Source organism: Rothia sp. HSID18067 (genome assembly GCF_003989445.1).
Lineage (GTDB): Bacteria > Actinomycetota > Actinomycetes > Actinomycetales > Micrococcaceae > Rothia > Rothia aeria.
Map to the genome: position 1 here is coordinate 419,535 of NZ_RBMF01000002.1, position 17,752 is coordinate 437,286.

At 59.7% G+C, this 17,752-nt stretch carries 14 protein-coding genes and 1 tRNA gene; 7 read left to right on the top strand and 8 right to left on the bottom strand.

All coding sequences use genetic code 11. The features are described 5' to 3' along the window. Positions 1-37 precede the first annotated feature (37 nt). The 5 genes from D8M23_RS06845 to D8M23_RS06865 all read right to left on the bottom strand — a co-directional run bounded on the left by D8M23_RS06845 (position 38) and on the right by D8M23_RS06865 (position 2,991). Positions 38-673 (bottom strand): NAD(P)-dependent oxidoreductase, encoded by a 636-nt coding sequence (locus D8M23_RS06845; RefSeq protein WP_126854190.1) that lies wholly within the window; start codon positions 671-673, stop codon positions 38-40. A 15-nt stretch (positions 674-688) separates the two neighbouring features. After that, complete coding sequence (locus D8M23_RS11865; protein ID WP_238693798.1) at positions 689-1,030, bottom strand: zinc-binding dehydrogenase; 342 nt, start codon at positions 1,028-1,030, stop codon at positions 689-691. Between the two features lie 69 nt (positions 1,031-1,099). Next, entirely contained in the window at positions 1,100-2,158 is a 1,059-nt protein-coding gene (locus tag D8M23_RS12145; protein ID WP_126854191.1) for an NUDIX hydrolase, read from the bottom strand. Then, positions 2,151-2,633 (bottom strand): RidA family protein, encoded by a 483-nt coding sequence (locus tag D8M23_RS06860; protein WP_006888354.1) that lies wholly within the window; start codon positions 2,631-2,633, stop codon positions 2,151-2,153. The genes D8M23_RS12145 and D8M23_RS06860 overlap by 8 nt, the downstream gene beginning before the upstream one ends. Before the next feature lie 154 nt (positions 2,634-2,787). Further along, positions 2,788-2,991 carry a hypothetical protein gene (locus tag D8M23_RS06865; RefSeq protein WP_006888552.1) on the bottom strand — a complete coding sequence of 68 codons (204 nt, stop codon included), beginning with the start codon at positions 2,989-2,991 and terminating at the stop codon, positions 2,788-2,790. Positions 2,992-3,193: 202 nt separating this feature from the next. Between D8M23_RS06865 and D8M23_RS06870 the strand changes: the two genes are divergently transcribed. The 6 genes from D8M23_RS06870 (at position 3,194) to D8M23_RS06895 (ending at position 14,703) form a co-directional block, all read left to right on the top strand. Next, the gene (locus D8M23_RS06870) at positions 3,194-5,329 is read left to right on the top strand and encodes a transglycosylase domain-containing protein (RefSeq protein WP_037235847.1); all 2,136 of its coding nucleotides are present in this window, start codon (positions 3,194-3,196) and stop codon (positions 5,327-5,329) included. A gap of 50 nt (positions 5,330-5,379) precedes the next feature. Continuing rightward, positions 5,380-6,351: a metallophosphoesterase gene (locus tag D8M23_RS06875; protein WP_126854460.1), complete on the top strand. Its 972-nt coding sequence runs from the start codon at positions 5,380-5,382 to the stop codon at positions 6,349-6,351. A gap of 343 nt (positions 6,352-6,694) precedes the next feature. After that, entirely contained in the window at positions 6,695-8,578 is a 1,884-nt protein-coding gene (locus D8M23_RS06880; protein ID WP_126854192.1) for an ABC transporter ATP-binding protein, read from the top strand. Continuing rightward, entirely contained in the window at positions 8,575-10,401 is a 1,827-nt protein-coding gene (locus tag D8M23_RS06885; RefSeq protein ID WP_126854193.1) for an ABC transporter ATP-binding protein, read from the top strand. Before D8M23_RS06880 ends, D8M23_RS06885 begins: the two co-directional genes overlap by 4 nt. A gap of 221 nt (positions 10,402-10,622) precedes the next feature. Next, complete coding sequence (locus tag D8M23_RS12280; protein WP_126854194.1) at positions 10,623-14,522, top strand: S8 family serine peptidase; 3,900 nt, start codon at positions 10,623-10,625, stop codon at positions 14,520-14,522. A 104-nt stretch (positions 14,523-14,626) separates the two neighbouring features. Further along, positions 14,627-14,703 (top strand) — tRNA-Pro (locus D8M23_RS06895). An 84-nt stretch (positions 14,704-14,787) separates the two neighbouring features. On the opposite strand, the gene D8M23_RS06900 is transcribed toward D8M23_RS06895, so the two are convergent. Further along, positions 14,788-15,267: an NTP pyrophosphohydrolase gene (locus tag D8M23_RS06900; RefSeq protein ID WP_126854195.1), complete on the bottom strand. Its 480-nt coding sequence runs from the start codon at positions 15,265-15,267 to the stop codon at positions 14,788-14,790. A 321-nt stretch (positions 15,268-15,588) separates the two neighbouring features. Then, positions 15,589-16,158: a TetR/AcrR family transcriptional regulator gene (locus D8M23_RS06905; protein ID WP_037235861.1), complete on the bottom strand. Its 570-nt coding sequence runs from the start codon at positions 16,156-16,158 to the stop codon at positions 15,589-15,591. 76 nt (positions 16,159-16,234) lie between these two features. On the opposite strand from D8M23_RS06905, the gene D8M23_RS06910 reads away from it, so the two are divergent. Then, positions 16,235-16,813, top strand: a complete 579-nt coding sequence (locus D8M23_RS06910; protein WP_238693799.1) for a dihydrofolate reductase family protein — start codon at positions 16,235-16,237, stop codon at positions 16,811-16,813. A gap of 445 nt (positions 16,814-17,258) precedes the next feature. Here the strand turns inward: D8M23_RS06910 and D8M23_RS06915 are convergent, their stop codons facing one another. Further along, positions 17,259-17,747, bottom strand: coding sequence for a TY-Chap domain-containing protein (locus D8M23_RS06915; RefSeq protein WP_126854196.1), 489 nt, complete (start codon positions 17,745-17,747; stop codon positions 17,259-17,261). Positions 17,748-17,752: the final 5 nt, after the last annotated feature.

Genomic DNA, 17,752 nt, shown 5'->3' on the forward strand with positions numbered 1-17,752 from the left:
GGCGGCAACAGGTGTCCTTTTCTCCGTGAGGTATCCCCTAGTTAGCAACGTAGACGTGCTGCCGGTTCAGATCCTCACGTTCGGCAATATCGAGCAACGCAGTCGCCATATCCGCCGGGGTAATCACCCAGCCGCGTCGAAGCGGCTTGTGGGCATCTAGCCGATAAGAGCCTTTGGGTTTCATCGGCTGAATGCGAGGGGCACGCACCGCCGTCCACTGCGCGGTGCTTTCCCACAACACCACGTCCATACGCCGCATATCATCGTAGGTTGCACCCAAAAAGTGTTGCAGCAGCGGCAATACCACCCAGAGCTTGAAGAGCCCTTGATGAGCCCAATGTTCGGCGACCTCCGAAGAGATCACAACCAAACGTGATACCCCATGCTCTTGCATGGCGTCCAGAAGATTCTTTGTCCCGGCAGAGTAAAGGGTTGTCGGCGTTTTCGAGGTGCCAATCCCTACGGTACTAATGACCGCATCTACGCCTTGAAGCCAGGGTTTGAGGGCCTGAGCATCAAGAATATCTACAGCGCCTGTGGTGAGGTTCGGGTGCTCACACTGAAGATTCTGCGGTTTCCGGGCAAGTGCAACTACCTCATGACCACGCGCAAGCGCCTGTTCCACGACCAAACGACCCACGTTTCCGGTAGCACCAGATACTAAAATTTTCATAGTTTTCGACTTTTGTTAGGGAATAGTGACCACAAGTTTACCGCGCACATGCCCCGTACCCAGTTCCTTATAACCGTCACGGATGGAATCAAGTTTGAACGGGTACACATGCGCTAAGGTCACGTCAATATCTCCCGATGCTACTAAATTAGCAACTTCTTTTAGGTCACCGGGTTGCGCATGCCGCGCCCCCGTAAACTGCGCGCCTTTTATCATCGCCTTCGGTGTAGGAATCAGCGTGCCCATCGCGGACCCTTTCAGTCCGAGCTCTGCCCCTAACGGAATGTATTCCCCGCCGTAGCAGTCAAGCATTTTCGTAACCGGGGCCGGGGCAGCCTTGAGAATACGTTCTTTCAAACTGTGATTATCTGCCTACAACAAAGGCCGGATTTTCCGCGCTGTGCGGAAATCCGGCCTTCCACGTTTTTATGAAGGGGTGACTGTAGGAATGGCTGAGGTTGCTGGTGCAGCCACCGCACCAAACTTTCCGGTGCGCGGGGCGGCCTTCACCACCTCAGTGAATGAGAGCATACACTGTCCGTCGTTCTTAACAAGGATGGGTTTTTTCACCTCAACCGTTCGTTTCTTAGCCAACCAGGCCACGCTCGTACCGACCTTCGCCAGGGATTCAAGGGTACACATGACCCCGGGGGTGACCAGCTCATCAAGGGTTTTGCCGGCGGTATCGGGCTGGTTAATACGGTCGCCGAGGTCGCTGGTGGCCCGGCCTGCAAGCAGCTCCCGCACGTTCACCCAGTCACCCCAAATACCTTTATCCTTCAGCAGGCTTGCCTGCTGGCCGACAGGCACGGCGGTGGTGAAATACGCGACATCGTACCGTTTGTGGCAGAAGTCCGGCGACTGCCAGCGCACCACAGGGCGCAGCAGATCAGCCCGGATTTTTAGTCCGCTCATCGCCAGGTATTTGCTGAGGGTTTCGTCGCGGTCCGAGATCGCTTCCCGGTGGTTCATCTGGTCGCTGCCAGCGGTGTATTCGGCTACGCTCCCCTCGTCCTCACCAGCCAATAACAGCCCGGTTTCTTCAAAGGTTTCACGCACCGCAGCGACCACCACCTTGTGGGCTATCGTTGCGTCACCGAACGCGAAGGTGCGCTGCCAATGCTCCGCATCCGCGCCACACCAGGGGATATTCTGCGCATCTTCTGCGGTGACCATACCGCCGGGAAAAGCAACAATCCCTAAAGGAGAGCAGCCGGGCCGGTAGGTAAGGATAGTTTCCAGCCCGTCGTCGCCATCACGCACAAAAATAACGGAGGCCGCGTGCTTGAGGGCGCACCCGGTGGTTTCGGCGGCCTCCCCGGAATGCTCGTTTGCCCACGTCTCTGCGGCGGTGCGCATAAAGTCTGGGATAGTGTACAGCCGCTGCACCTGTTCGGTACGCGGGGCGGGGGCGCTCTTCCTGCCGGAATAAACGCGAGGAGAACCCGCCACGGGGATAGCGCCGGTGTACAGTTCGCTACGCATATTCGACGATAATCTCAACTTCTACGGGGGAATCGAGCGGGAGCACGGGCACGCCGACCGCCGAACGGGCGTGCTGCCCAGCCTCACCGAAAATCTCGCCCAGCAGCTCGGATGCACCGTTAATAACGCCGGGCTGACCGGTGAAGTTCGGTTCAGAAGAGACAAAACCAACAACCTTCACAATGCGGCGCACCCGGTCAAGGTCGCCGATCACAGATTTTACGGCGGCCAAGGCGTTAAGCACACAAATGGCGGCATATTTTTTAGCGTCCTCAGGTGCCACAAAGCCTGCTTGCCCGCTGGCAGATACCTTACCAATAGCCGGCAGTTCCCCCTTCGTAAAAGGCAGCTGCCCGGAAGTGTACACGTAACTGCCGGAGACAACAGCCGGAACATAAGCGGCCACAGGCGCAGCAACCTCAGGCAGCTCGTAGCCAAGGTCTCGGATACGTTGTTCTATACGGGGTTCGGTCATGATGCTCTCTCCGTGGGTAAGGGATCGGCGATTGGTTTAAGGATGCCCTTAAGCGTTATATTTTCGCGGGGTTGTCCGCGGCCGCACAAGTTTAAGAGACGCTAAACCCGGTGCCGCGACCCCTAGATGGGGCGGTCACCGGGCGGTGCGTATACTACTGCGCCTTTTCGCGCTTAAAGTAGGCGATGGGGTTGCCCTGCGTAGGGGCAACCATATTACCTGCAGGGTTCGGGCCGGAAGGTGCAGAGGCACCGGGGAGCACCGTCACAAGCTCCCAGCCATCTTCGCCCCAGCTGTCGAGGATCTGCTTAGTAGCATGGATCATCAGAGGCACAGTTGCGTATTCCCATTTCTTCATACACCTAGGGTAGTCCTTCGGGGGCGCACTGTACAATATCGCCGGTCATTTCACGGGTACGTGACAGAACACAGCGGGCACCTTCATGTTTAACACCAAATATTAAAACACCCTAAGGAGGTTGTTCGGCGGCATGCCGGGCATGAAAAGTAGGCTGACGTGGGCGGCTACAGTTCCCAGTTATATCCGCTAAACTGGGGGAATGGCTTCTCCTAAGAAACGTCGCGGCCGCGACCTTTTGCAGTTTATTGCTTACAGCGTCATTGCAGGTTTTCTGGTGGCGGTCATTGTTGTGCCGCCCGTCGTAGGCGCTGGCTCAGTGGTGAACGCATCCATGAGCTGGTTCCAAGACTTACCGGATGAGATTTCAGAGGGGCCCCTGGCACGTCCCTCAACGATCTACGCCGCAGATGGTAAGACCGAGTTGGCCACCTTCTACGAAGAGAACCGTACACAGGTGAAGCTCGACCAGATCTCCCCGCATATGCGGAACGCCATCATTTCGGTTGAGGACCGTGATTTCTATAGCCACGGCGCGGTCTCTGCCGTCGGTATTGGGCGTGCGTTCTTCAATAACGCAATGAACCCCGGCAAACGTCAGGGTGCTTCCACCCTCACCCAGCAGTACGTGAACAACCTGATCGTTAACGCTGCTGAGCAGAACGGTGAGGACGCGAACGCCACCCTGGGCGGGAACAAGAACTACTTCGCCAAGATCAAAGAAATGAAGCTGGCCGTTTCGATGGAGCAGAACAAGTCCAAGGACGAGATCCTTGAAGGCTACCTGAACATCGTGAACATGGGCGGCTCAAACTTTGGTGTTGAGGCCGCAGCCCAGTACTACTGGGGTATTCCTGCGAAGGACCTGAACGTTGCCCAGTCAGCGCTGCTGGCCGGGCTGGTGCAGTCCCCCAACACCTACCGGCCGGACGAGCACCCCGATAACGCAGTTGAACGCCGTAACGTGGTGCTCTCCACCATGCTGCGTGACGGGAAGATCTCTCAGCAAGAGTACGACGAGGCAGTGGCCAGCGAAGTAAACCTGGACATTCACCCGGTGAAGAAGGGGTGCAGCAACGCTGGCGAGTACGCCTTCTTCTGCAACTACGTGGTGAATAATATCCTGCAGGATGAGTCCTACGGTGCCACCGATATTCAGCGCAATGCCATGCTGCAGCGCGGTGGTTTGAAGATTTACACCTCCCTGAACACGGAGGCACAGAAGGTTGCGAAGCAGGCAGTTGAATCCACTCAGCCTGGGGCAACCAACACTAATGACATTAACACCGCACTGACCAGCATCGAGCCTTCCAACGGTAATGTGGTGGCGATGGCGCAGAACACAGAATGGGGCAGCCCCAAGGACGCCAATGACCATTCGGTCTCGCAGTTCAACTACAACGTTGATGCCAAGTACGGCGGCACCAATGGCTTCCAGCCCGGTTCAACGTTCAAACCGGTGATCCTTGCCCAGTGGATTAAAGACGGCAAGGGCGTCAACGGCATGGTCAATGGTACGCAGTTGTCGTACCCCACCAGTTTCGCGTGGAACGCCAAATGCTACGACGAGACAGGCGGCAAATACTACTACCGCAACCAGCCGGAAGGGTGGACCTTCAAGAACGCCGTGAACGGCGGTCTGGGGTACAACACGGCGGCATACGGTATCCGGCAGTCGCTGAACTCATACCTGTACGGTATGCTCTCACGGCTGGATTTGTGCGATGTGCACGAAATGTCTAAAACCCTGCACATGTACGACGGCACAGGAGAGCCGCTTCACAGCATCCCCGATTTGGGTACTGACATTGGCGGTACCAAAAACGGTGTGTCCCCGCTGACATTGGCCTCAGCCTACGCGGTCTTTGCGAACGAGGGGAAGTACTGTGAACCGCGCCCGATGAACAAGGTCACCAAGAACAACGGCGAGGTATTCAAGGAATACCAGGCCAAGTGTGAACAGGTTCTTGACCCGGACATCGCTAACGGTGTGAGCTGGGTGCTTAAAGGCGTGATCCAACAGGGAGGCTCGGCCTCCACCCGAGGGATTGGTTTGCCCGAAGGGTCCGCTGCGAAAACCGGTACGAACGACAACTCGTCACAAACCTGGATTGCCGGTTACACCCGCGGCCTGGTGACCACCTCCTGGGTTGGTAACGTGGCAAAGGGCTTCCGCTCCATGAACGGGCTGGCAATTAACGGCCAGGTACGTGAGTACGTGGACGGCGCAACCTACGCGGGTGCGCAATGGCAGACGTACATGAAGGCGGTCGCACCGAAGTACAACACCGACAACTTCACCCAACCCAGCGCGAAGGTGCTCTCAACCGCCAACTAAGGTTACGGGTGAGTGAATCATACAACTGAATGAGCGAAAGGCTGGATGGAATGCGTGATTCCGCCCCGTCCCGCCGTATGCTCCGAGCGGCGGCTCCTGCAGCACGCACCGGTTCGGTACTGAAAAAGACCGTTGCCGCCGGTGCTGTTCTGGGGGTCGCCGCAGCAGCGTACGGCCACTTTATTGAGCTGAATAATTTTGTGGTACGCCACGAGCGGCTGCCGGTTCTCCCAGCGGGGACGGCAGATCTGCGTATCCTGCACATTTCGGATATACACATGATTCCGGGGCAGGCACGTAAAAGAGAGTTCATGCATTCGCTGGCGGGGTTACACCCCGATCTGGTGATCAATACCGGTGATAACCTCTCACATATTGATGGACTGCCGCCCCTGCTGGATGCTTTAGACCCGCTCATGGACTTCCCGGGCGTATTCGTGCCGGGGTCGAACTGCTACTTCGCCCCTGTGCTCAAGAACCCGGCCCGGTACCTGTGGCAGGCACGCACCCCCCAAGAAATTGAGGAAGGCTCACGCGTGCCGCTTCCCATTGGGAAAATGCATGATGCTTTTGAGTCACGCGGCTGGACAGGACTTATTAACCGGTATGACAGTATTAGCATCGGCGGGCTGCGCCTAGAGTTTTCGGGGGTTGACGACCCGCACCTGCGTTACGATCAGCACCCCGGGTTCGCCCCTGAAGCGTTTGATACCGGATCCACCCCGCGGGTGCGTATCGGGGTTGCGCACGCCCCCTATATGCGCACCCTTGAACGGTTCGTCGCTGACGGCGCGCAAGCAATTTTCGCCGGGCACACGCACGGCGGGCAGGTGTGTTTACCGGGTGGGCGGGCGCTGGTGAGCAACTGCGATTTACCGCCTTCACGCGCTAAGGGCGTAAGCTACCAGCAGGATGTGCCGGTGCAGGTCACGGCGGGGTTGGGTACCTCACGGTTCGCGCCGGTGCGGCTTTTTTGCCCCCCAGAGGCGGTGCTGGTCACCCTCACAGCCAAGAGCGAATAAACACCCAACTGTCGGCCGGGGTCTCGGGGCGGGCACCCCACAGCAGAGCAAGCCCGCGGCAGACGGCAAGAGGCCGCTGTCTATAATAGAAACCTCAGGCTCACATCACCAATAGCGCCCGATACGGCGCATCCGCCCATAAACAGCAGGGGTTAACAACCCCGCAACCGATCAGGAGGAACCGGCAACGACTCGCACACATGCCACCAGCACCTCCCGGCGGCGCAACCCGTTCCTTGAGACCGCTCCCGAACCCATCCCGGCGCCCGTAGACTACGCGGCCGGTGAGCGGGCACCCCTAAAGTTCGCACCGTACACGAAGCCCATACGCGGCCGGTGGGCGGTGGGTCTGGTGGTTGCGATCGGCGCTGCTGTACTTGAAATATCGGTTCCGCAGATGCTTCAGTTCATTGTTGATGAGCTGACCCGCAACGCCACCGAGACAGGCATTTGGATTGGCGGGTCGTTGGTGCTGCTCATCGGCGTGGGGCAGGCATCCTTGGCTTACTGGCGCAGGTGGCTGATTGTGGATCCGACCTCCACGATGGAAATGCGGATGCGCATGAACTTCTTCGACAAGTTGCTGCGCGCGCCCCTGTCAATGATTGACCGTTGGTCATCCGGGCAGCTGCTCACCCGGTCAATGTCTGACCTGGGGACGATCCGCCGGTGGCTCTCCTTCGCGCTGGTGCAGCTGATCTCGGTGGCGGTCATGTTCCTGGTGGGCAGCTCATTCATGTTCGGCGCCTCGTGGCAGCTGGCGGCGGTGTTCGTGGTGACCGTACCCGTACTTTTGGTGTCCCTGGTGAGCTATGTGCGTAAATACAATGCGTACACTAAGGAGCTTCAGCAGCTCACCGGGGATGTATCAACCCGTATTGAGGAGTCGGTGCGCGGCATCCGCGTCATTAAAGCTTTAGGGCGTTCCCAGGAAGAAATTCAGAAGTACACTGCAGCCGTTGAGGAGCTGAACTTCCTGGATTACCGGCGGTCTATGCTGGTGGCGCTGGTGGCGTTTTATCAGCGGGTTATTGTTGGGGTGAGCACCCTCATCGCCCTGTGGGTGGGGGTTCCACAGGTGGCCTCGGGGGCGGTTTCGTTAGGGTCGCTCACCGCCTATTTTGCGGTGCTGACCGTGGTGCTGGGGCACGTTCTGCGTTCAACCACACTGATTTCTTCGTATTTAAACTACCGGGTAGCTATGGAAAGGCATGTTGAAGTAATGAGCGAAAACGGGCATGAAGAAGTGGTACTCACCGACGAGGCAGCCGAGCAGGCCCCTATCCCTTCCGGCGGTGTTTTATCGGTGACGTTCGATAACGTGCACTTTACCTACAACCCCGCACCAGAGCCCAGCCCCCAAGAACACAGCGCCGAAGAACACGCCACCGATGCGCCCGCACCGGGCGGGGTGCTTGAGGGGCTGAGTTTTAAGGCGTTCGCGGGCGAGGTGGTTGCGCTGGTGGGTGCCACCGGCAGCGGCAAGTCCACGGCGCTGACACTGGTTCCGCGTTTCTACTCCCCCACCAGCGGGCGCATCCTCTTGGGGCGTGAAGATATTGCCGACATGCCCCTGCCGGTGCTGCGCGCACAGACCGCTTTCGTGTTTGAGGAGGCGGTGCTGTTCTCGGGTACGGTGCGCCAGAACGTGCTGATGGGTGTGCGCGGTGAATACAGCGAAGAGGAGCTGGAGCAGACCCTAACGGGCGCTCTTGAACTTGCCGCCTGCGATTTCGTGGCGGATTTGCCTGAGGGCGTGGATACCGTCATTGGCGAGGAGGGGCTGAGCCTTTCGGGTGGTCAGCGGCAGCGCCTTTCGTTGGCGCGTGCGCTGGCGGCACGTCCGGCGGTGCTTCTGCTGGATGACCCGTTCTCGGCGCTGGATGTGGGTACGGAGGAGCGCATCATCACGAACCTGCGCGGCGGTGAGGGGAACTTGGGTGGGGCAACCACCCTGCTGACGGCTCACCGGCCCTCCACGGTGGCCTTAGCAGACCGGGTTCTGCTGCTTGAGGGCGGGAAAATCGTTGCCGACGGGACGCACACCGAGCTGATGAAACTCCCTGCATACCGTGCGTTAATGAGCGCCGAACCGGAGGCCCCCGCGTCTTTGGCGCATATTGCGGACATGCTCTTTGGGATTGCTGAGGGTGAGGTATCCGCCGCCGCTGAGAGCGCGCAGAATCGTGAGGGCTCCCCCACCGGGGAGGGCGGAGGCGCCCAATGAAGCTAACCGGGGCTAAAGCCCCGCACGAGCGTACGGAGCTGACCCCTAAGGAGCAGAAGCAGGCGCGGAAACGCTCCTTCGCGCTGCTGCGGCAGATGCTCCGGCCGTACATGGGGGCGCTGGCGGCTTCGGTTGTCTCGGTGCTGGTGGCGGCTGTTGCGGCAGCAGCCCAGCCGGTGCTCATAGCGCGGGTGCTCGACACGGCGATTGCCCCAATCACGCACGGCGACACCGGCCCGCTGCTGACACTTTTAGCGGTGTTTGCGGTGAGTGTGCTGGTGAATGCGGGCGCCACATGGGCGAATGTGGCGTATACGGTGCGCGTCTCCTTAGGGGTGCTGCTGCATTTACGCACCCGGGTGTTTAAACATTCGCAGGCGCTGAGCGTCTCTTTTCACGAGTCGTACACTTCGGGCAGGGTCATATCGCGTCTGACGAACGACGTTGAGACGATCGCCACGTTCTTGGGCAGCGGTTTAAGCCAGCTGGTGACTACCCTGCTGAACATGCTGTTCTCGGTGGTGGCCATTTTTGTGCTGGACTGGCGTATTGGGGTTCTTCTGCTGCTTACGGGCGTACCGATTTACCTGCTGACCCGCTGGTTTCAGCGCGGTATTTCGCGTATTTTCCGGTCTTTACGGAATGAGTCTGCGCAGCTGACCACCCACTTCGTTGAGACGTTCACCGGTATTCGCGCGGTCAAGGGGTTCGGCGCGGAAGCGGCGGCGCGTGCAGAGTACGCCGCTGTGGCCGAACGGTACCGGGTGAGCGTGATGGACTCTATTAAGATGTTCGGCATCTACTCCCCCACTCTCATGCTTTTCGGGAACGTGTTTGTGGCGGCGTCGCTGGTGATTGGCGGGTATGCGGTGCTGGGCGGCACTATGCAGGTGGGCACCCTGCTGGCGCTCATTATTTATGCGAACCGGGTGTTTGAGCCGATTATGACGCTCTCCGAGTTCTATAACCTGTTCCAGTCGGCGTTCTCGGCGCTAGAGAAGATTTCCGGTTTTTTGGCGGAGCGTCCGCAGGTGCGTGAGGCTGAGCACCCCGTGCAGCGGCAGGTTCTTGAGGGTGCCGCGCGCGGGGCGGTCGAGTTTCAAAACGCCCAGTTTGCCTATGTGGAGGGCACTCCGGCGCTGCAGCGCACATCGTTGAGCGTACCGGCGGGGCAGCGGGTGGCGCTGGTGGGTGCTACAGGCGCGGGCAAGTCTACGATCGCTAAGCTTCTGTCGCGGTTCTATGATGTGAGTGACGGGCGGGTACTGCTTGATGGCGTTGATATTCGCAGGCTCTCAGACGCTCAGCTACGGCAGGAAGTGGTGATGCTCACTCAGGAGGTGTTCCTGTTTTCTGACACGATCGCCGGGAACATTCGTTTGGGTAACCCGAACGCCACCGACGAGCAGGTTGTTGCGGCGGCGCAAGCGGTGGGCGCGCACGAGTTTATTAGTGCCCTTCCGCAGGGGTACCAGACCATGCTGGGCCGCGCCGGGACGAACCTGTCAGCGGGTCAACGGCAGCTGGTGTCGTTTGCGCGCGTGTTTTTGGCGAACCCGAATGTGGTGATTCTTGATGAGGCCACCGCCTCCTTGGACATTCCGAGTGAGCGGGCGGTGCAGCGGGCGCTGAATACGTTGCTGTCGGGGCGTACCGCGTTTATTATTGCCCACCGGTTATCGACGGTGCTAGCCACCGACAGGGTGCTGGTGATTGATGCTGGCGAGGTGGTTGAGGACGGCTCCCCGCAGGCGCTAACGGCCGCCGGCGGGCGGTTTGCGACGATGCGCGCCTCATGGGACGAACTCAATAACGAGCAATAGTCTCCCAACTGGGGCGTACCGAAGAGCGTGTGCGGCGTATTGGCCTTCGCTCCCCCACCGCGCATCACATATTTATGCATTATCGGGTGGTACCGGGCGCGCGGATGCATTTTGGAGGCGGGCGGAGTAATCTTCTCTATCGGGGGTATTCACCGTAGAATTTTCGCAACAACATACTGGCCCCCAATCATTCACCCAGTTCATACCTATTCACAAGGACCATGATGTTCAAACCACACGGCGCGCACCGTGCGCGCATGTTGGGCGTGGCCGCGCTCAGCGTATGCACCGCCCTGCTGGGCACACCGGCCACCCTAGCGGCCCCGGCACAGCCAGCCCCCGCCTCTGCGGGCCCCGCCACTCAGGACACTGTGGAGGGGGCTAGGCAGGGTGAGGTGGTCACCGCCTCCATGAAAGAGGCCACCGGAACCGTCACCGCTTATGTGGAGCTGGCTGGCCAGGGCGCCTACGGTTTAGCTCTTGATGGGGGTGGGCGCCGGGTGAGCCCGATGAGCCAGGTATCCCCCACCGCGCAGAGTGTCGCCGCAGCACACCACGTGCAGTCGCAGGTGGTGACAAACGCACAGTCATTAGCCGCTTCCTCTAATTCACAGGTGCTGTACACTACGCACAACCTGCAGCGGGGTGTGGCACTCACCGGTGATGCGCAGGCGATCAGGGGCCTCGCAGGGCACCCGGAGGTGGTGCGTATCTCCCGTATCGTGCCAAAGGAACGTATGAACGCAATCTCCGTGGTGGGCACAGGTGCGCTTGAGGCGTGGCGCAGCACGGGGGCGACCGGACGGGGCGTGACGATCGCGGTGATTGACAGCGGCCTGGACTATACGCACGCCGATTTTGGCGGCCCAGGCACCAAGGCAGCCTACGATAAAGCAAAGTCCTCCCCCACGATGCCCGCAGGCTCCTACGACCCGCAGAAAGTGGTGGGCGGCTACGACCTGGTCGGCGATGCCTACAACGGGTATAACGCCCCCGCACCCGATAGTAACCCCATGGATTGCAGCGAGTCTGGGCACGGCACACATGTGGCGGGCACCGCCGCAGGATACGGGGTGGGTGCGGACGGCAAGACGTTCCGGGGCGAATATTCCAAGCTTTCATCTGCGGATGTGCAGCGACTGCACATCGGGCCGGGTTCCGCACCCGAGGCGCGCCTGATGCCGCTGCGTATCTTTGGGTGCAGCGGCAGCTCCTCCATGACCGGCCAGGCGCTAGATAGGGCCCTGGACCCCAATAATGACGGGGACTTCTCGGATGGTGCGAACATTGTGAACCTTTCCCTCGGCAGCGACTACTCAACGGTGGATGACCCCGAAAACACGATGCTGCAGCGCCTGATTGATAAGGGGGTGCTGGCGGTGGTTGCCGCCGGTAACGCGCAGGCGAATCTGAGCCAGGGGGACGTGTACTCGATTATGGGTGCGCCCGCGAACAACCCCTCGGCGTTAACTGTGGCGAATTCGGAGAGTGCCCTCACCCGCTCTGACAGGTTTGAGGTGAAGGGGCCCTCCGCTGTTGCCGGGGCCTATGCGGGCAGCTACTCCACGTTGTATACATTTGCCTCCAATAATGCGCGCGTGAGCGGCACCGTCACGGCGGCCCCCGAGTCGAATAAGACCGGCTGCGCACCGTTCACGGGCACGAATTTCGGCGGCCGCTGGGTGATGCTTCACTGGGAGGCTTCCGGCTCCGATGCGTCGTGCGATTCCGCCCGCCGGTTCGCGAATGTTGCCGCCGCTAACGGTAAAGGCGTGCTCATGGTGGCCCCGGAGAATGATGACCGCCCCATCGCGGGAAGCACCACCATACCGGGGGTGCTGATAAGCCGTGCAACAGCCCAGACGCTATACCCGGCGGTGAAAGCGGGAACCCTGGAGGTTGAGCTGGAGGCGGCCTGGCGTAATACGGCTCTTACCGCGAAGGGCCCGGATACGCTGGCTGCCTCATCCGCCCGCGGGGTGCACGGTTCTGACGGGTTCGTGAAACCCGATGTCGCCGCCCCCGGAACGAATATTTATTCAGCAGGTGCGGGTAGCGGCAACCAGCCGTTCCGTCTGAGTGGTACTTCCATGGCAACCCCGCATGTGGCCGGTATTGCGGCGCAGATCCTGAGCAAAGAGCCGTTTCTGTCTCAGCAGCAGGTGAAGGCGCGCATCATGAACACCGCCTCGCAGGAGGTGCGCACCATCTCGGGCGAACGGCTGGGTGTGGACCGTGTGGGTGCTGGCCGGGTGGATGCGCAGGCGGCCGTCAATGAGCGAACCACCGCATACAACACCCAGAACCCCCAGCAGGTCTTTCTATCTTTTGGGGTGATTGAGGTGACCCCCGGAACCGGGGCGAAAACAGTCACGAAAGAGGTGACCGTGGAGAACGCAGGCGGGCAGCAGCGCACGTTCCGGGTTGGTTTTGATGCGCGCACCACCACGGCCGGGGTGCAGGTCAACACTCCCGAAAGCGTGAGCGTTGCCGCTGGCGCCAAGGCCACATTTAGGGTGTCGGTGACGGTTGACCCCGAGAAGCTGGCGAAGACTCTTGATGCGGGCACGGCCCGGGACCAGGGCGGCCGGTACCGCCAGTACCTTAGCTCAGTCAGCGGCAATGTGACGCTCACCGACAGCTCCTCCACCGTGGTGGTGCCGCTGCACGCCGCACCAAAACCGGTGTCGGAACTCATGGTCCCTTCAGCTTCCTTAACGTTTGGCACCTCCCAGACGGCCCGGGTTAAGCCGGAGGGCACACCGGTACGGCATAACGGGTACGTTTCGCAGCTGGGCGCCTTCGAACTGGGGTATGAGGAGTCTGGCCCGGCCCCCAGCAGCTCATCTGCGCGGGCAATGGCGGTACAGTACGTGGGCGCTTCCTCTAACCTTCCGGCGTTGGGTGCCTCGGGCAGTTCCCAAGGCCGGGGCATCATTTCTTTCGGCGTGGCCACAAGAGGCAACTGGGATGCGCTCACCCCGGCCTACGGCATTGAGGTTGAGATTGACACAGACAGAGACGGCTACGCGGATTACTCGGTTCAGGTGAAACGGCAGATAGGCCTGGACTACCCGGTGGCGGTGCTCTCCTCCCACCGCGCGGGTGCCAGCCATGAGGTCGATGCGCTGCCGGTCAATGGTGTGTGGGGCGATATTGACACCAATACGTTCGATACGAATGTTGCGGTCATACCGGTTGCCGCTTCTTCGCTGGGGCTGACACGGCAGGGTTCTGAGCCTCTTCAGTACCGGGTGCTCACGAGCCTGCCGCTGCTGGGGCAGACGGTCTCCGAGACCGACTGGGTGAGTTTTAACCCGTACACCCCTAACCTGTGGTTTGACGGCGGGCAGGGCACCGGCCCGTCCCTGTTCGTGGACTCACCGGATGCACCCGTGACGGCTCACCTGCGCAGCGGCGCCTCCGCGAAGATGCTGCTGCTGCATCTGCATAACCCCTCAGCTTCTGCGGCGCAGAACACCTCGCAGGTGGCCTCCGCCCGGGTTCAGCGGGCGCAGGTTCTTGAGGCGAGGATCGGCTCGGCTGGGCCGTCAAACCCCGCCCCCGCCCCACCGGCTTCTCACCGGTTTAGGGATGTGGGCCCAGCCCACCCGTTCTACACCGAGATTGAGTGGCTGGCTGGTGAACGCATTACCAGGGGCTGGCCGGATGGCACCTACCGCCCGGGGGAGAATATTGAGCGTGGGGCGATAGCCGCCTACTTCTACCGTATGGCGGGGGCACCCGATTTCACGCCTCCGGTGGTGTCTCCGTTTAAGGATGTGGACCCGTCACACCCGTTCTATCGGGAGATTACGTGGCTGGCGTCGAAGGGTATTACGCGCGGCTGGGGCGATGGGACGTTCCGCCCGCACGAGCCGGTGAGCCGTGAGGCAATGGCGGCGTTCTTCTACCGTTACGCCAACTCGCCACGGTTTAACGCCCCGCAGCAGTCACCGTTTAGGGATGTCCGCCCCTCCGACCCGTTCTATCGGGAGATTACGTGGCTGGCGTCGAAGGGTATTACGCGCGGCTGGGGTGATGGGACGTTCCGCCCGGTGGAGCCGATTCACCGCGATGCGATGGCGGCGTTTGTGTACCGGTTTCGCGGCGTGAAGTAGCCTCACGCTGTCTCACGTCCTGGGGTTACTGTTTTGTTTGCGCTTGACGAGGGTATGGGCTATCCTTATTGAGTTGCTTACGGTGCTGTACCGAGAAGTAACCCCGGGATGTGGCGCAGCTTGGTAGCGCGCGTCGTTCGGGACGACGAGGTCGCAGGTTCAAATCCTGTCATCCCGACCAACCCTAAACCCCCTGAGAGTAATCTTCAGGGGGTTTGCTGTATGTGCCTTCTGCCCGGGTCCTCCACTGGGCCGAGTCGAAAGTCTAAATGTCCAGTGTACGCAGCAACTCGCGCGGCGGAATTACGCCGTCCTCAATATAGGCGCGGAAAACAGGTGCCGCCTGCTCGCCGGTGAAAACCTCCTCGGGGTGCACCTGTAAGGGCGTATTGTTATACATGATAGTGGTCCACGCATCCGGGTCTGCCACGGGTTTGCGCGCAACCACATAATGCTCATAAGACCCGTCTTCCTGGGTTACACGCACCTCAACCGTCATCGCCTGTGTGGAACCGCCGCACTGCATATAGTTGGAGAGCGCAACAGAATCATGTGGAACATCATCCACATGATCCACGCCCTCAGGCAGCGCCCACACCACGAGGGCATAACGTTTATAACCCTCCAAAAAGTCGGGCTCAGTAAGGCGCTGCTCGGTATCATCGGCGAAAGACTGTGGAGTTTGGGGGACATCGAATCCGTCATATCCAGTCCTTCCCACTACTATGTATGCAAAGTACTTCACGGGTAGGTTTCTCTCTGTTGGTGGCTGGTAGGCACCAGATTATCGGAGAGACACCGTGTGTGCCAGCGTATTCGTCACGCCGCCAGGCTAACCCCGCCCGCTCATGAGGGCGAGCGCCTATGCGCAGCACGCAGTGGCCCCATTGAGAACCTCGTTCCGACGCTGGAGTATCTGCGTGACAAGCATGCCCTGAGCGGCGACACCAAATGCAGCAGTTTGATCTATCGTTGGTAGACTGCGTCTACTTGCGGCAGAGCAGAGTTGAACTGGAGGGCTTGGGGAGACCCCAGTGTGTTGGCGACTTTAAAGTGCTGGGTTGCCTTAGTTGCCGAGAAGTCGGTGGGCGAGCACGCTCACCACCTCGTCAGGGTTGACAGTTTCATCCACAGGAACGGTGAGATGGTCAAGAAGCAGTCCGTCGAGGGCGTAGTGGAAAAGCGTGATGTCCGCAGGCCGACCGGGTAGGCCCATCTTCTCGTTGAACTCGATATCGGCTTGAAGTCCTGCTCGCCGCCAGGTGGTGAGCGCCTCCGCGACGCGCGGGCGGCGGGTGGCTTCGAGCCGCAGCTCGAAAAGCGCTATCGCAGCATCACGGTTATCTGTCAGCCGGTGGACAATGTCGCGCAAGTACTCGGTGAATAGCTCAACACTGGGAGGTCGCTGGGCAAGGTCAGCGTGGATGTCGGGGTCCGGCTGCAGACGTTCACTGATGCGAAGCAGGATCGCATCGATGATTTCATCGCGCGAGGCAAAGTAGTTCGAGGCTGTACCTCTGGGTGCTTTCGCCTCGGCGTCGATCGCCCGATGCGTCAGACCGCGTGAGCCTTGTTGAGCGAGTACCCGTACAGCGGCGTCGGCGAGCAGTGTGCGTCGTTCAGCATTACGGACCATGTGATCATGCTATCGCATGTACTACTGATATCGTGGTAAAGTCATGTTAACCACGACAAAAGTAGTGATTGGAGATATGATGCGTGAACTGGTTTACTACGTCGCCGTGTCTATCGACGGCTACATCGCCGCACCGGACGGTAGTTACGATGCCTTCCCCGTTGAAGGGGACCATATGGCTGTCTACTTGAGTGACTTCGCCGATGCGCTCCCCGCCCATGTACTCGCGGCGCTCGATATGCATCCGCCGGGTAATCGCTTCGACACGGTCATTCAAGGACGGGCAAGTTATGACATTGCGCGGGCGGCCGGTATTGAACGACCCTATGCGCACCTGAGCGAGTTCGTCGCAACACGCTCGGAGACAACCCCGCCAGCTGGCGTGACATTCACCGCTGACGCGCTCGCGACTGTGCGTGAGCTGAAGCAGCAGGAGGGGCTTGCGATCTATCTCTGCGGTGGTGGAAATCTTGCAGGAGAGCTGCTGCCCGAGATTGACCGCCTCATTCTCAAACGCAATCCTGTCGTCCTTGGTGATGGTGTCCGGCTGTTCGGCAATGCTGGTGCCGTCGTGCAGAACTTTGATCTGGTGAGTTGTCGAAGCTTTGAATCCGGCGTCGTGATGGAGGAATACGCCCGCACTATCCGGCAGTAGTCCGTTACGTGCCTATCCGTCGCGGGGTTCGGGAACTTTCCAGCCGTTCGCGAATCCGGAAATGGTTCGGAGAGGGAGGAGGTAGAATCATTCTGCTTCTTGCGATACAGGTTGCCAGTGCAGCAGATCAGCCAGCACAGTGAGACATCACGATCAGCAGTGGTGAGAACTGCTGTTGGATCCATGGGCCAGCGTGAGTAGCCCACATTCCATGTGTCATTGGTTGCCCAGAAGCAGGCGTTGTTGATGTTTCGCGTGCGGGGAAAACTCACAAGCCCTTTGTTGCCGTGAACGTGAATCTCAGCCTCACACAAGAATATGATCAACCCGCTAAGATAATCCGTCATCGCCGTCATGCCCTCTCAAAGTTGTCATGCATTTACAGCTTTGGTGTTTGCTGTTGAAGTCTTGGGAAAACAGGTTTCTTGGGAGTCGTCCTGATCCTTTACTCTCGCGGAATACCGAGTTCGGGGATATGAAGATTCATGTCCCCAGAGTCGTGCTCCAATTCTGGTGTTCTGTCGGGGTAGCGCCATGCCTTGTAAGTCAGCTGATCGGGTGATTCGATGCCGCCGATATCTCGAAGGCGTAGCGTGCTTGCTCGAACGGTGTTCATGATAATGCGGCTCGGGGTGGGCCAAGGGAGATTCTGTCGCCACGTTGTTGACCCATCTTCGGCTGGAGTGAAACCGAGACGTTCCAAATCATTGCGCTGCTGGGCTGTGAAGGTTGCCATGTCTTTGGGAATGTTTTCCCCACAGATCTCAGCTATGATGTCGGCATTTCCTCCATACAGAGCATCAAGGCCAGCGAACTGCACGAACGGGAGCCCTGTTTTTCCTTGATCATCCCGTGCGCCGATGATCAAGACCGTCCTTGAGGGGAGGTCGGTTATCATTTCGAAGAGGCGTGTTTCAAAATCTGACCAGGTCATGGAAG

Coding starts and splice junctions, on each gene's coding strand:
- D8M23_RS06845 (WP_126854190.1), bottom strand. CDS start 673: ATGAAAATTTTAGTATCTGGTGCTACCGGAAACGTGGGTCGTTTGGTC.
- D8M23_RS12145 (WP_126854191.1), bottom strand. CDS start 2,158: ATGCGTAGCGAACTGTACACCGGCGCTATCCCCGTGGCGGGTTCTCCT.
- D8M23_RS06860 (WP_006888354.1), bottom strand. CDS start 2,633: ATGACCGAACCCCGTATAGAACAACGTATCCGAGACCTTGGCTACGAG.
- D8M23_RS06865 (WP_006888552.1), bottom strand. CDS start 2,991: ATGAAGAAATGGGAATACGCAACTGTGCCTCTGATGATCCATGCTACT.
- D8M23_RS06870 (WP_037235847.1), top strand. CDS start 3,194: ATGGCTTCTCCTAAGAAACGTCGCGGCCGCGACCTTTTGCAGTTTATT.
- D8M23_RS06875 (WP_126854460.1), top strand. CDS start 5,380: ATGCGTGATTCCGCCCCGTCCCGCCGTATGCTCCGAGCGGCGGCTCCT.
- D8M23_RS06885 (WP_126854193.1), top strand. CDS start 8,575: ATGAAGCTAACCGGGGCTAAAGCCCCGCACGAGCGTACGGAGCTGACC.
- D8M23_RS12280 (WP_126854194.1), top strand. CDS start 10,623: ATGATGTTCAAACCACACGGCGCGCACCGTGCGCGCATGTTGGGCGTG.
- D8M23_RS06905 (WP_037235861.1), bottom strand. CDS start 16,158: ATGGTCCGTAATGCTGAACGACGCACACTGCTCGCCGACGCCGCTGTA.
- D8M23_RS06910 (WP_238693799.1), top strand. CDS start 16,235: ATGATGCGTGAACTGGTTTACTACGTCGCCGTGTCTATCGACGGCTAC.
- D8M23_RS06915 (WP_126854196.1), bottom strand. CDS start 17,747: ATGACCTGGTCAGATTTTGAAACACGCCTCTTCGAAATGATAACCGAC.